12 protein-coding genes are annotated in these 13,652 nt (G+C 69.8%); 10 read left to right on the top strand and 2 right to left on the bottom strand.

Translation table 11 applies throughout. The features are described 5' to 3' along the window. Positions 1-203: 203 nt before the first annotated feature. From ACFYRU_RS05115 to ACFYRU_RS05080, 8 genes are all read left to right on the top strand, one after another. Positions 204-650 carry a hypothetical protein gene (locus ACFYRU_RS05115; RefSeq protein ID WP_387653107.1) on the top strand — a complete coding sequence of 149 codons (447 nt, stop codon included), beginning with the start codon at positions 204-206 and terminating at the stop codon, positions 648-650. A gap of 291 nt (positions 651-941) precedes the next feature. Then, complete coding sequence (locus tag ACFYRU_RS05110) at positions 942-1,406, top strand: GNAT family N-acetyltransferase (protein ID WP_387653105.1); 465 nt, start codon at positions 942-944, stop codon at positions 1,404-1,406. Positions 1,407-1,517: 111 nt separating this feature from the next. Then, positions 1,518-2,141 (top strand): RNA polymerase sigma factor ShbA, encoded by a 624-nt coding sequence (shbA, locus tag ACFYRU_RS05105; protein ID WP_387653103.1) that lies wholly within the window; start codon positions 1,518-1,520, stop codon positions 2,139-2,141. Beyond that, entirely contained in the window at positions 2,134-3,678 is a 1,545-nt protein-coding gene (locus tag ACFYRU_RS05100; protein ID WP_387653101.1) for a hypothetical protein, read from the top strand. The genes shbA and ACFYRU_RS05100 overlap by 8 nt, the downstream gene beginning before the upstream one ends. 132 nt (positions 3,679-3,810) lie before the next feature. Beyond that, entirely contained in the window at positions 3,811-5,325 is a 1,515-nt protein-coding gene (guaB, locus tag ACFYRU_RS05095; RefSeq protein ID WP_387653099.1) for an IMP dehydrogenase, read from the top strand. Positions 5,326-5,353: 28 nt separating this feature from the next. After that, the gene (locus tag ACFYRU_RS05090) at positions 5,354-6,460 is read left to right on the top strand and encodes a GuaB3 family IMP dehydrogenase-related protein (RefSeq protein WP_387653097.1); all 1,107 of its coding nucleotides are present in this window, start codon (positions 5,354-5,356) and stop codon (positions 6,458-6,460) included. After that, the gene (locus ACFYRU_RS05085) at positions 6,457-7,185 is read left to right on the top strand and encodes an alpha/beta fold hydrolase (RefSeq protein WP_387653096.1); all 729 of its coding nucleotides are present in this window, start codon (positions 6,457-6,459) and stop codon (positions 7,183-7,185) included. Before ACFYRU_RS05090 ends, ACFYRU_RS05085 begins: the two co-directional genes overlap by 4 nt. Before the next feature lie 41 nt (positions 7,186-7,226). Further along, positions 7,227-7,631: a hypothetical protein gene (locus tag ACFYRU_RS05080; protein ID WP_387653094.1), complete on the top strand. Its 405-nt coding sequence runs from the start codon at positions 7,227-7,229 to the stop codon at positions 7,629-7,631. 14 nt (positions 7,632-7,645) lie between these two features. Here ACFYRU_RS05080 and ACFYRU_RS05075 read toward each other — a convergent pair whose 3' ends face one another. Further along, positions 7,646-8,209 (bottom strand): TIGR03086 family metal-binding protein, encoded by a 564-nt coding sequence (locus tag ACFYRU_RS05075; RefSeq protein ID WP_387653092.1) that lies wholly within the window; start codon positions 8,207-8,209, stop codon positions 7,646-7,648. A gap of 150 nt (positions 8,210-8,359) precedes the next feature. Then, complete coding sequence (locus ACFYRU_RS05070; protein ID WP_387653090.1) at positions 8,360-9,808, bottom strand: hypothetical protein; 1,449 nt, start codon at positions 9,806-9,808, stop codon at positions 8,360-8,362. Positions 9,809-9,901: 93 nt separating this feature from the next. Here ACFYRU_RS05070 and ACFYRU_RS05065 point away from each other — a divergent pair, with 93 nt between their 5' ends. Next, positions 9,902-11,494, top strand: coding sequence for a succinic semialdehyde dehydrogenase (locus ACFYRU_RS05065; protein WP_387653088.1), 1,593 nt, complete (start codon positions 9,902-9,904; stop codon positions 11,492-11,494). After that, positions 11,491-13,200 carry a GMC oxidoreductase gene (locus ACFYRU_RS05060; RefSeq protein WP_387653086.1) on the top strand — a complete coding sequence of 570 codons (1,710 nt, stop codon included), beginning with the start codon at positions 11,491-11,493 and terminating at the stop codon, positions 13,198-13,200. Before ACFYRU_RS05065 ends, ACFYRU_RS05060 begins: the two co-directional genes overlap by 4 nt. Positions 13,201-13,652: the final 452 nt, after the last annotated feature.

The raw sequence follows: 13,652 nt of genomic DNA, 5'->3' as shown, positions 1-13,652 counted from the left end.
CACGACGCGGTGCCCGGGTACGCCCGCCCCGCCCCGCCCCGCCGCGGCGCTCGGGTACGCCCGTCCGCCCCGCCGGGCTCGGGTACGCCGTCCGTCCTGCCGGGCTCGGGTACGCCGGGTTGCGCCACCATGCTCGGGTGCTGGCGTCTGCTCCGGACCCGCGCAGGGTCTGAAGACAGGCAATGGTGTCTGGGTATAGGCAATTGCCTGTCTCCAGACACCATTACCTGTCTCCAGTCCGCGTCGCGGTCCACGCCGCGGTGTTCGGGTACGCCGCACTGCGCCGGGCTCGGGTACGCCGGTCCACGCCGGAGTTTCGGGTACGCCGCGCCGCGCTCGGGTACGCCGACCCGCCGCCGCGCTCGGGTACGCCGACCCGCCACGGTGCTCGAGTACGCCCGTCCGCCCCTCTGGGCTCGGGTACGCCGGTACGCCGCGCTGGGCTCGGGTACGCCGGTACGCCGCGCTGGGCTCGGGTACGCCGGTGCGCCGCGCTGGGCTCGGGTACGCCGGTACGCCGCGCTGGGCTCGGGTACGCCGGTACGCCGCGCTGGGCTCGGGTACGCCGGTACGTGCCGCCGTGCTCGGGTGTTGGCGTCTGCTGCAGACCTGCGCAGGGTCTGGAGACGGGCAATGGTGTCTGGGAATAGGCAATTGCATGTCTCCAGACACCATTGCCTGTTTCCAGTCCGCGTCGCGGTCCAGGCCGCTACGCTCTGGTACGGCGGTCCACGCCGCCCGCGCGGGGTCTGGAGATAGGCGCTGGTGTCTGGGGACAGGCAATTGCGTGTCGCCAGACACCATTACCTCGCCTCGGTCCTCGGTTCTCGCTCCGGTTCTCGCTCCGGTTCCCGCTCCGGTCCTCGTCTCGGTCCCCCGGTCTGCGGCTTCGTCCTTGTGCCGGGTGGGGTGGTGGTGGGGAGGTCTGGTGGGATGGGTGGGTGTTGATTCGGGAGCGGTGTGGGGCGGATCTGGTTGTTTGTGTGGAGTTGCTGCGTTCGGTGCATGAACTGGCCGGGTATCCGATCAACTGGCCCGCGGACCCAGGACAGTGGTTGACACCGGAGGCTGCTCTTGGGTGTTGGGTTGCTGTGGACGGTGGGCGCGTGGTGGGGCATGTGGTGCTGACGGCTGTGGGGGAGCGGGCTGAGGTGGAGAGGTTGTTCGTGGATCCGGGGGTGGCTCGGCGGGGGATCGGGCGGGGGTTGCTGGAGCACTGTGTGGTGACTGCCGCGGGGCTGGGGCGGGAGCTTTCGCTGGAGGTCGTGGACAACCGCGGGCCTGCCGTACAGCTGTATCGGCGCGCCGGGTGGGTGGAGACGGGACGTACCGCGATCGACTGGGGCGGCGAATACGCCTCGGAACTGATCCGGTTCGCCGCACCTGCGGACCTGACTCGTGAGTAGTCACAGATCGTGATGAAAACATGCGCTTGACCACCAGTTGCCACTAGGCAACTGAGATTGAGCGCCGTACCATCTTTCAGGCTGACCGGTCTGAACACGAGGGGGCGAGGGGTGACAGAGGTCAAAGTGCCTGACACCCACGACCGGGTCGAGCTCAGGGATCTTGCCGCGCTGGCCGGCGACGGGGACCGCACAGCTCTCAACGACCTGCTCACAAGGGTGCGCGCTGTGGCGCACCGTTACGTACGGTCCCGTTTGTGGACCTATCCCGGCGGCGCCGACATGGTCGACGACGTCGCACAAGAAGTTTGTGTCGCGGTGTTCGGCGCGCTGGGCCGGTATCGTGACGAGGGGAGGCCTTTCGAGGCTTTCGTCTACGGCATCGCGGCCCGCAAGGTCGCCGATGCCCAGCGTGCGTTCGCGGTCGCCGACGTCTCGACGCCGGACCTGCCGGACGGCGCGGACGAGTCACCGACGCCGGAGGAGCGCGCAGTTCGGCAGTCCGAGGTCCAGCACATCATGGGACTGCTGGACAAGCTGCCGGAGAAACTGCGGGAGATCCTGCGCCTTCGCGTCGTTGCGGGGATGTCAGCCGAGGAGACCGGCCGGGCACTGGGGATGACACCGGGGGCGGTGAGGGTCGCACAGCATCGGGCGTTGAACACGCTCAGGGGGTTTGTGGGGCATGAAGCACAGCTGGAACGAGGAGCAGCAGGGGAGGGGCATCATGGCTGACCGTTTCGACCTGGACGCGATCGAGGCCGATGACGCACTGCTCGATCTGCTCGCCGCCGGTGGGGAGTCCGCCCGTGCGGCGGGCGAACACGACCCGGCCCTCGCGCTGCTGGCCGATCTACGGCTGGCCGTGGAGGTCGAGGACGAACTCCCGGTGGAAACCATCGACGATCCGGAGAGCTTCCTGGCGCGTTGCGCCGCGCTGAGCCCGATCACCGACCCGTTCGCCCGCAAGGTGGCGACCCGTGGTGTGGCGATCGGTGTCGCCGCGGTCGCCGCGCTGTCGGTCTCCGGGGTGGCAGCCGCGGTCAACGGTGACCCGCTGTCGCCGTACGAGAAGGTCATCGAGAAGATGGTCGACGCGGTCCGCCCGCAGACCAGCTTCCCGAAGGAGGACCTGGACGGCCTGCCGGTGGTCGACCGGTCGAAGATCGTCAAGGTCGGCAAGGACTTCGAGAAGAAGGCGAAGTCCGGGCAGCTCGGCACCGACGACTCCGGCGACGACCCGGCAGACGCGCTGCAGTCGCGGAAGGACGTCACTCCGCCGGCGGTGGTGCCGCCGGTCGCGGAGAAGCCGCTGGTGACGAACTTCGTCATCCCGTCGGAGCCGGCCCAGACGGAGGAGCCGACCGCCACCAAGACGACCGAGGAGCCGACCGGCACCACCACGACGGCTCCGGACGACACCAAGACGACGGAGCCGCCGCCCAGCACTCCGACGGAACCGCCGGCCACGACGACGACCGAGCCGCCGCCGGCCACGCCGACCGGCGACCCGACGAGCACGACCACGACGCCGCCGCCGTCGGACCCGACCACGGGTACGACGACTCCGCCGGCGACCGTGGACAACGGGACCGACAGCGGTACGCCGGCCGCCCCGGGTGCGGGCAACCCGACGACCGCACCGACCGGCGACCCGAACGCTCCGGCAGGTTCGACCGACGGTACCGGCGTACCGGCCGCGGGCGACACGACCGCGCCGACCGGCGACGGCACCGGCACTCCGCCGGCCGGCGGCACGACCGGCGACACCGGCACTACCGGAACCACCGGCACTACCGGCGACACGGGCGGCACCACCGGTACGACCACGCCGGGTGACCAGACGCCGGCAGGCGACGCCACGACGGTTCCGTCCGTCGTCGACGACCTGCTCAAGGTCACACTCGACTCGGTCGCGACCCAGGTCGTCCTGCCGACGCCGACCGGTGAGCCGCCGGCCGAGCTGGACAGCGCCAAGCAGTACTTCGGCAAGCCCGCGCCGGCCGTCCGGCCGGATGCCGTACGGCCCGACGCCACCGCGAAGACCGCGGGCAGCAAGGCGAAGGGCAAGGCGGAGAAGTCCGGGAAGCACTCCAGCGGCAAGGTGAACACGGGCTCGGTCCGCAAGACGTACGCCAAGGGCAAGCACTCCACCGGGGCGTACCCGGAGGGTAAGCACGCGGCGATCGCCCGGACCCACGGCTCGACCGACGACGCCAGCCTGCTCACCATCCTGGGCATCCTGAACGCACCGATCGATCCGAAGAAGTAACCAGCAGGTCACCGGCCGCCCGCCACGGGATCCGTGGCGGGCGGTTGCCTGTGGACGGCGGATTCGGGGCCTGGTAAGGGCGCGGATAGGATGGGGTTCCGTTCTCGCCGTACAAAGGTGCTCGTTTTCCCCATGGACATCACCCCCGCTGGAGTTCCCGACAAGTTCGCCGTCCTCGGCCTCACCTTCGACGACGTCCTGCTGCAGCCGAACGAGTCCGACGTCATCCCGTCCGAGGCGGTCACCCGGTCCCGGGTCAGCCGCAACGTCTGGGTGAACATCCCGCTGGTGTCCAGCGCGATGGACACCGTGACCGAGGCCCGGATGGCGATCGCCATGGCCCGGCAGGGTGGCCTCGGCGTCCTGCACCGCAACCTCTCGATCGAGGACCAGGCCCAGCAGGTCGACCTGGTCAAGCGCTCCGAGTCCGGGATGATCGCGCAGCCGATCACGATCGGCCCGGACGCCAGCATCGGCGAGGCCGACGCGCTCTGCGGGCAGTACCGGATCTCCGGTGTCCCGGTGGTGGACGACGCCGGCGTCCTGGTCGGCATCGTCACCAACCGTGACATGCGGTTCGAGACCGACCTGTCCCGGCCGGTCCGCGAGGTGATGACCAAGCAGCCGCTGATCACCGGCAAGCAGGGCATCGCCGCCGACGACGCGATGGCGCTGCTCAGCAAGCACAAGGTGGAGAAGCTGCCGCTGGTCGACGACGCCGGCAAGCTCACCGGCCTGATCACGCTGAAGGACTTCGTCAAGCGCGACAAGTTCCCGCTGTCCACCAAGGACGCCACCGGCCGGCTGATGGTCGGCGCCGCGATCGGCTTCTTCGGCGAGGCGTACAAGCGGGCCATGACGCTGGTCGAGGCCGGCGTCGACGTGCTGGTCGTGGACACCGCGCACGGGCACTCCAAGGCGCAGATCGAGATCATCCGCAAGCTGAAGGCCGACCCGGCGACCCGCGGCGTGGACATCGTCGGCGGCAACGTCGGCACCCGGGCCGGCGCGCAGGCGCTGGTCGACGCGGGCGCGGACGGCGTGAAGGTCGGCGTCGGTCCCGGTTCGATCTGTACGACCCGGGTCGTGTCCGGTGTCGGCGTTCCGCAGGTGACCGCGATCTACGAGGCGTCGCTGGCGTGCAAGCCGGCCGGTGTCCCGGTGATCGGCGACGGCGGCCTGCAGTACTCGGGCGACATCGCGAAGGCACTCGTCGCCGGTGCGGACACGGTCATGCTCGGCTCGCTGCTGGCCGGCTGCGAGGAGTCGCCGGGCGACCTGGTGTTCATCAACGGCAAGCAGTTCAAGGCGTACCGCGGGATGGGTTCGCTCGGCGCGATGTCCTCGTCCGGCGGCCTGCGCAAGTCGTACTCGAAGGACCGCTACTTCCAGCACGACGGCGGCACCGACGAGAAGCTGATCGCCGAGGGCGTCGAGGGCCAGGTGCCGTACCGCGGCCCGCTGTCCGCGGTCGCGCACCAGCTGGTCGGCGGCCTGCGCCAGTCGATGTGGTACACCGGCGCCCGCACGATCCCCGAGCTGCAGGAGAACGGGCGCTTCGTCCGGATCACCTCCGCCGGTCTCCAGGAGTCCCACCCGCACGACATCCAGATGACGGTCGAGGCCCCGAACTACTCCGGCCGCTGACACCGCCTGCCAACCGAAGGAACACCAGATGACCGAGATCGAGATCGGCCGGGCCAAGCGCGGCCGGCAGGCGTACGCGTTCGACGACATCGCGATCGTGCCGTCGCGCCGGACGCGGGATCCCGAGGAGGTCTCGGTCGCCTGGCAGATCGACGCGTACCGGTTCGAGCTGCCGATCCTGGCGGCGCCGATGGACTCGGTGATGTCGCCGGCGACCGCGATCGCGATCGGCAAGGCCGGCGGTCTCGGCGTGCTCAACCTCGAGGGCCTCTGGACCCGGTACGAGGACCCGTCGAGCCTGCTCGAGGAGATCATCAGCCTCGACGGCCGGCAGGCGACGCACCGGCTGCAGGAGATCTACGCGGCGCCGATCAAGCCAGAGCTGATCTCCCAGCGGGTGCAGGAGATCCGCGACTCCGGCGTCACCGTGGCCGGGGCGCTGTCGCCGCAGCGCACCAAGCAGTTCGCCAAGCATGTCGTGGACGCGGGCGTCGACCTGTTCGTCATCCGCGGTACGACGGTGTCCGCCGAGCACGTGTCCGGTCAGGCGGAGCCGCTGAACCTGAAGCAGTTCATCTACGACCTCGACGTCCCGGTGATCGTCGGTGGCTGCGCGACGCACCAGGCGGCGTTGCACCTGATGCGGACCGGCGCGGCCGGCGTACTCGTCGGGTTCGGAGGCGGCGCGGCGCACACCACCCGCAAGGTGCTCGGCGTTGCCGTGCCGATGGCTTCGGCCGTCGCGGACGTCGCCGCGGCGCGGCGGGACTACATGGACGAGTCCGGCGGTCGGTACGTGCACGTCATCGCGGACGGCTCGGTCGGCCGGTCCGGCGACGTGGCGAAGGCGATCGCGTGCGGCGCCGACGCGGTGATGGTCGGTTCGCCGCTGGCCCGCGCCAGCGACGCGCCCGGCGGCGGGTACCACTGGGGTGCCGAGGCCTGGCACCAGGACCTGCCCCGTGGCGAGCGCGTCGAGGTCGGCGTCACCGGCACGATGGAGCAGATCCTGTTCGGCCCGTCCTGGGTCCCGGACGGCACGATGAACCTGGTCGGCGCCCTCAAGCGCGCGATGGCGACGACGGGCTACACGGAGCTGAAGGAGTTCCAGCGGGTCGAGGTCGTCGTCGGTTGAGCACTGGCGTACTACTCCTGCACGGCTCGAGTGGTACGCCGGATCTCGAGCGTGCCCGGTTGCTCGAGGCCGAGGGGTACGACGTGGTCGCGCCGCGATGGTTCGACGGGCGGATCAGCCAGATCCCGCTGGAGTCGTTCCCGCTCGGTGGCCTGACCGCGCGGAACGACCGGATCGTGGTGATCGGCGTCTCCCGGGGTGCCGAGGCGGCGTTGCTGCTCGGTACCGTCGACCCGCGCATCGATGCCGTGGTGGCGATCTCGCCGAGCGCGTACGTCTGGCCGTGGATCGAGGACGAGCTGCAGACGTCGGCGTGGACGTGGAAGGACCAGCCGCTGCCGTACGTACCGTTCGATCTCGGCTGGGAGCCGGACGACGACCCGCCGAGCTACACGGAGTTCTACCGGCAGAGCCTGCGGGCGTACGGCGCCGACGCGGACACCGCGCGGATCCCGGCCGAGCGGTTCGCGGGTGAGCTGCTGCTGGTCGCGGGCGGCGACGACCGGGTCTGGCCGTCGGCCGACTTCGCCGAGGAGATCGCCGAGGCGCGCGAAGACCTGCCGACCCGGACGATCACGGTCGCGGCGGCCGGGCATCGTCCGCTCTTCCCGGGCGAGCAGCCGAAGACGGGCGGGCAACGGATGGCCCGCGGCGGTTCGGAGGCGGCCGACCGCGAGCTGGGCGAGCTCGCCTGGCGCGACATGCTGCGGTTGCTCACAGGCTGAGTGGAGCCGCGCGGCTTGAAAGGTTCTGGAAGGATTGCGGCATGGGATTGTTCAGCCGACGGACCAGCAGCCAGGACACGGACAATGTTGCCCTCGCCGCGGCGCGAGGTCAGCTGTCCCCCGACGACGTGGACCAGGTGCGGTTCCTGATCACCACGAAGAAGGTCGTGCACGCGGTCGCGCTCATCCGTGACCGTACCGGCCTCGGTCTGAAGGACTCCAAGGAGCTGGTCGAGGACATCCGGCTCGGCCGCTACGTGCCGCCGACGACCGGCACGCCGCTGGTCCGCCGGCCCGGTACGAACCTGGCCGAGCGCACGCGTGCCCTGAAGGCGGCCGGCGAGCTGCACCAGGCGACCGCGCTGGTCGTCTCCGAGACCGGCATGACCGAAGCCGAGGCCGGCCTGTTCGTCGGCGCGCTCCGCACCGACGTCCAGGACACCTGAGCCTCTAGGGATTCCTAGGCGGGACTCCAGTGCGGGTCGCGGCCGGAGGCGGCGATCAGCGCGTCGGCCGGTTCGGTGTAGCCGTCGATGTGGTCGCCGATGACGCCGACCGAACGGTAGAGCTCCTCGCGCTGCGCGAACCACGTTCCGACCTCGGTCACGAGTTCGGGCTCCATCCGTGGCGGTACGCCGATCGCGACGGCCAGGTCCCACCCGTGGATCAGGTGGTCCGCCGCGAGCTGGCGCAGGTACTCGGCCGGGTCCTCGTCGCCGTACGACAGGTGCACCTTCTCGACCGGCAGTGCCGCTGCGCCGGCTGCCTCCGCGGCCGCGGACGACGCCGCGCCGGCCGGGTCGTCCCCGAGCAGGTCGCCGTCGAGCGTGTCGCCGACCTCGGCGATCGTCTTGCCCTCCATCAGCGGTACGACCCAGCGCTCCTCACCGACGACATGGTTCACCAGTGCCCGGACGTCCCAGTCCGAGCACGGGGTCGGCGCCGACCACTGGTCCACCGCCACCCCGGAGACCAGCTCCGCGAAATTCGCGACCGTGCGGTTGTGCAACTCCACGACATCCATGACCGCACCCCCTCCCAAGCGTCAGCGTCCGCCGGGGCGCACCGGGCGTCAAGCGGCTGCGGCCTTACCGACCTCCAACGCCCGACGCCGTCAACGCCCGACGCCGTCAACGCCAGCGCCGTCGACGCCAGAGCCGTCGACGCCTGAGCCTCAGCGGCCGAGCTGGAGTTGCTCCGCGGCCTCGTGGGCGTGGTACGACGCCGCCAGGTCGCCGGTCGCCGCGAGCAGGTTGCCGTGGTGCCGGTAGCAGGCGCCGGCCAGGTCCTTCATCTTCGCGTTGTCGTCGGCGTACGGGATCAGCGCGGTCGCCACCTCGGCGCACCAGCCGCCGACGTCGAGCGCGATCTCCATCCGGCCGGCCTGGAAGTACGCCTCGGAGACGTCCAGCAGCAGCTGCGCCCAGATCGGTACGTACGTCGCGGTCTGGAACCGCATCTTGTGCGACTCGCGCTCGGAGGAGATCGCGAACAGGTAGTGCGCCTCCAGCCCGAGGGTCAGCGCGGTTTCGCCGTCCAGCGGCAGCAACGGCCGGACGAGTTCGGCGAGCTCGGTCGCGCGGACCGCCGCGGACTCCGGGTCGGTGCGACCGGAGACAGTCGCCAGCGTCATCCCCGGCGCGGGCTCGCTCAGTGCGACCAGCCGGTGGTACTGCTCGAACGGCCCGAGCTTGATCTCGGCGTTCTCCAGCGCCGCGACCAGCGTCAGCGGCAGCCCCCGGTCGAGCTCCTCGACGACGCGCGTCGCGGTCTCGGCATCGGTGTCGTACGCCGTCCGCAGGCAGGCCTCGCCTTCGAGACGGCCGATGCTGCCGAGGTGCTTGCCCTTGCGGACCAGCGCAGCGACGAGCGTACGCATGTCGGTCGCGGAGTCCGAGTCGGCGAGCGTGTCGGCGGTGGTCAGCCCGATCTCGTCCGCCTCGAGCGCGAGGTCCATCCGGCCCTCGGCAGCGTGGACGTCGGCCGACACCGCGGTAGCCGTGCACAGGTAGCGGGCGTACGACAGCGACTGCGGGCTCTCGTTGATCTGGTCCGCGAGCTGCAGGAACAACTGCGTCGCCGCGTCGGCGGAGGCGACCGCGAGCGCGGGGTCGCCGTACCGGCGCAGGATCAGCGCGTTCATCGCGAGCACCCGCGCGAAGTCCGGCTGATGCTTGAGTCCGTCCTCACCGCCGACCAGCTGGCCGTACGCGATCACTGCGCCGTCCATCTCGAGTACGGCGGTTGCCCCGTGGCCGCGGTGTGCCTGCGTCATGGCGCGGCGCGCGCGGACATCGGCAAGGAAGCAGGTGGCATCGAGTACGCCTGCGTCCTGCAGTTCGGTATAGCCCAGCTGTGCCTCGTGCAGCGCGGTCAGCGCTTCCTCGTGCCGTCCGGATGCGTTCAGCGACCCGGCCAGCTCGTATTGCGTCGCGGCCATCAGGTGTTTGGCCTCGTAGTGGTTCGGGCGCGCTTCGGCACGCTCCCTGGCCAGCTCGATGACCCGCTGCTGGTACGGCCCGGCCTCGTCGGCACGGCCCTCTTCGATCAGCACCTGGGCGGTCTGCAGTGCCTCACCGAGCTCGTCCTCAGGAGGCGTCCAGAGCCCCCCGCTGTCCACCATCTGTACGTTCCACCCCTTCACCTGTATCAGCGGATCAGCTTAACCATTCTCTGATACTGACAGCCGCTATTACCGGCAGGTAGCCTTCAGGTTATGAGCGAGCAGACGTCGATTCCCGCGGATCCGGAGCTCGACCCGACCGCGTCGTACGCGACCGACCAGTCGGTCATCCGCCGGTTGTCGGGGTTGCTGCGGGCCACCGCCGGCACCCGGACGTCGTACGCACCGGCCACCGGGCAGCCGATCGCGGACCTGCCGACCTCCAGCGAGGACGACGTGGTCGCGGCGGTTCGCGCGGCCCGGAAGACGCAAGCGACCTGGCGCCGGGTGCCGCTCGAGGAGCGCGCCGCGATCCTGCTGCGGTACCACGACCTGGTCCTCGACCACCGGCACGAGCTGGTCGACCTGATCATCCGCGAGTCCGGCAAGGCGCGGAAGCAGGCCTTCGAGGAGCTGGCGCATGTCGCGCTGACCGCGCGGTACTACGGCCGCAAGGCGTTCGAGCTGCTCGAGCCGCGGCGCAAGCTCGGGATCTTCCCGCTGCTGACCCGGGCCGAGGAACGCTTCGTCCCGAAGGGCGTCGTCGGCATCATCTCGCCGTGGAACTACCCGTTGACGATGGCGATCTCGGACGGCCTGCCCGCGATCCTGGCCGGCAACACGATCGTCCACAAACCCGACAGCCAGACCCCGCTGACCGCACTGCGCGGCATCGAGCTGCTGTACGAGGCCGGCCTCCCGCGCGAGGCGTGGCTCGCGGTGAACGGCGACGGCCCGACGGTCGGCGGCGCGCTGATCCAGAACGCCGACTACATCTGCTTCACCGGCTCGACGAAGACCGGTCGGCTGGTCGCGAAGCAGGCCGGTGAGCGCCTGATCGGCTGCAGTCTCGAGCTCGGCGGCAAGAACCCGATGCTGGTACTGCGGGACGCCGACATCAACCGCGCCGCCGAGGGCGCCGTCCGCGCCTGCTTCGCGAACGCCGGCCAGCTGTGCGTCTCGATGGAACGCCTGTACGTCGCCGACCAGGTGTACGACGCGTTCGTCACCGCGTTCGTCGACCGGGTGAAGAAGCTCAGGCTGTCCGCGGGCACCGGCTGGGACGTCGACATGGGCTCGCTGATCTCGAAGGCCCAGCTCGAGACGGTCACCCGGCACGTGGAAGACGCGAGGGAGAAGGGCGCCACCGTGCTGGCCGGCGGCAAGCCGCGCCCGGACATCGGCGAGCTGTTCTACGAGCCGACCGTGCTGTCCGGTGTCACCCCGGCGATGGAGTGCTTCGACAACGAGACGTTCGGGCCGGTCGTCTCGATCTACCGGTTCTCCGACGAGTCCGAGGCGGTGCAGCGCGCGAACGAGGGCGAGTACGGCCTGAACGCGAGCGTCTGGACCCGGGACGGCCGCCGCGGCCGCGCGGTCGCCGCGCAGCTGATGGCCGGTACGGTCAACGTCAACGAGGGGTACGGCGCGACGTTCGGGTCGATCGACACCCCGATGGGCGGGATGCGGTCGTCCGGCCTCGGCCGGCGGCAGGGCGTCGAGGGCATCCGCCGGTACGTCGAACCGCAGGCGATCGCGACCCAGCGGCTGATCCCGATCGCAGCCTCGCACGGCATCTCGGACGAGAAGTTCGCCAAGCTGATGACCGGCGCGCTGCGGGTGCTGAAGAAGATCGGCCGCCCATGACGTTCGACTACGACGTCGTCGTCATCGGGTCCGGCTTCGGTGGGTCGGTGTCGGCGCTGCGGCTGACCGAGAAAGGGTACCGGGTCGCCGTCCTGGAGGCCGGTGCCCGGTTCGACGATGCGTCGTACGCGAAGAACTCGTGGGACACCAAACGGTTTCTCTTCGCGCCGAAGTTGGGCATGTACGGGATCCAGCGGATCAGCGCGTTGCGGGACGTGATCATCCTGTCCGGCGCGGGCGTCGGCGGCGGCAGCCTGGTGTACGCGAACACGCTGTACGAACCGCTGCCCGCGTTCTACACCGATCGCGCCTGGTCGCACATCACCGACTGGAAGGCCGAACTCGCGCCGTACTACGACCAGGCGAAGCGGATGCTCGGCGTCACGACGTACCCGGGCTTCACGCCGGCCGACAAGGTGATGAAGCAGGTCGCGGAGGACATGGGCGTCGGCGAGACGTTCCACCCGACGCCGGTCGGCGTGTTCTTCGGCGAACCCGGCGTCGAGGTCGATGACCCGTACTTCGGCGGCGCCGGGCCTCGCCGGACGGGCTGCATCGACTGCGGCGAGTGCATGACGGGCTGCCGGCACAACGCGAAGAACACGCTGACGAAGAACTACCTCTACCTCGCCGAGAAGGCCGGCGCGGAGGTGTACTCGCTGACCACGGTCACCTCGGTCGAGCCGCTGCCCGAAGAGTCAGGCGGCGGGTACGCGATCGACACCCGCCGTACGTCGAACAAGAAGTCCACGCGCCGCTTCACCGCTCAGCAGGTGGTGTTCGCGGCGTCCGCACTCGGTACGGCGAAACTCCTGCACCGGCTGCGTGACGAGGGCAAGCTGCCGAAGCTGTCGGACCGTCTCGGTGTGCTGACCCGGACGAACTCCGAGTCGCTGCTCGGCGCGATCTCGCGGGAGACCGGCGTCGACTACACGCGCGGTGTCGCGATCACGTCGTCGTTCCACCCGGACGACATCACCCACATCGAGCCGGTCCGGTACGGGAAGGGCAGCAACGCGATGTCGCTGCTGCAGACCGTGCTGACCGACGGCGACGGCGACCGGCCGCGGTGGCGGACCTGGTTGCGCGAGCTCGGGGTGCAGCGGAAGAACATCCGCCGGCTGTACGACCTGAAACACTGGTCCGAGCGGACCGTGATCGCACTGGTGATGCAGACCGCGGACAACTCGATCACGACGTACGGCAAGCGGGACCGGCTCGGCCGCTGGAAGCTGACGTCCAAGCAGGGCCACGGCGCCCCGAACCCGTCCTGGATCCCGGTCGCGAACCAGGTCGTCCGGCGGATGGCCAAGCTGATGAACGGCACCCCGGGTGGCACGATCGGCGAGCCGTTCAACGTACCGATGACCGCGCACTTCATCGGCGGCTGCGCGATCGGCTCCGACGCGTCGACGGGCGTGGTGGATCCGTACCACCGGGTCTACGGGTACGACGGCCTGCACATCGTCGACGGCTCGACGATCTCCGCGAACCTCGGCGTCAACCCGTCGTTGACGATCACCGCGCAGGCGGAGCGGGCGCTGTCGTTCTGGCCGAACAAGGGCGCCGACGACCCACGACCGGCGGTCGGTACGGCGTACCAGCGGATCCAGCCGGTCAAGCCCGCGCGTCCGGTCGTACCGGAAGATGCTCCGGGGGCGTTGCGGCTCCCGATTTTCCCGAAGCAGTCTGTGACGGAGTCGTAACAGAACGCGGAATTCCGAGGCAAATGAAAAAGCCTCAGCAGTAAGTTTGCTGAGGCTTTGGTAATGCTCCAGAAAGGGAGCAGGTCCCTCGGGAACGTTTCCGCCCAAATCGTTTCCCGAGGGACCCACTCAAGCCGGGGTGAGGCGCCCGGCGCTTTGGGATCGGGTCACCAACCACAGCTGGCGACCCGAGCTCTTGGTCACTACCTTACCTCCGATTTCCGCGAGCTTCGGGCCTTGTGACCACTCTGCGTGCTGATCGTAATGAACAGCTTCCGTCGCTCTTGGTAATCGGGTGGCGGTCTTCCTTGCGGTAACCGCCTCTGCACACATCAACGAGCCCCTCTACGGGGGGTTACGAGGTTCCGCGGAAAAATCCAGAAACTTTTTCCGGGAAGTGCGGAGAGTGGCGGTGAGGCACTCCGGCCGGATGTGTTCCACGTGACGCCCGC

The organism is Kribbella sp. NPDC004536, assembly GCF_042873835.1.
Classification (GTDB): domain Bacteria; phylum Actinomycetota; class Actinomycetes; order Propionibacteriales; family Kribbellaceae; genus Kribbella.
The sequence above is the reverse complement of the archived record's forward strand: the minus strand, read 5'-3'. Positions and strand labels throughout refer to the sequence as shown.

Excerpts from the sequence above, each read along its gene's own strand:
- ACFYRU_RS05100 (WP_387653101.1), top strand. The coding sequence starts at position 2,134 with ATGGCTGACCGTTTCGACCTGGACGCGATCGAGGCCGATGACGCACTG.
- guaB (WP_387653099.1), top strand. The coding sequence starts at position 3,811 with ATGGACATCACCCCCGCTGGAGTTCCCGACAAGTTCGCCGTCCTCGGC.
- ACFYRU_RS05090 (WP_387653097.1), top strand. The coding sequence starts at position 5,354 with ATGACCGAGATCGAGATCGGCCGGGCCAAGCGCGGCCGGCAGGCGTAC.
- ACFYRU_RS05080 (WP_387653094.1), top strand. The coding sequence starts at position 7,227 with ATGGGATTGTTCAGCCGACGGACCAGCAGCCAGGACACGGACAATGTT.
- ACFYRU_RS05075 (WP_387653092.1), bottom strand. The coding sequence starts at position 8,209 with ATGGATGTCGTGGAGTTGCACAACCGCACGGTCGCGAATTTCGCGGAG.
- ACFYRU_RS05070 (WP_387653090.1), bottom strand. The coding sequence starts at position 9,808 with ATGGTGGACAGCGGGGGGCTCTGGACGCCTCCTGAGGACGAGCTCGGT.
- ACFYRU_RS05065 (WP_387653088.1), top strand. The coding sequence starts at position 9,902 with ATGAGCGAGCAGACGTCGATTCCCGCGGATCCGGAGCTCGACCCGACC.
- ACFYRU_RS05060 (WP_387653086.1), top strand. The coding sequence starts at position 11,491 with ATGACGTTCGACTACGACGTCGTCGTCATCGGGTCCGGCTTCGGTGGG.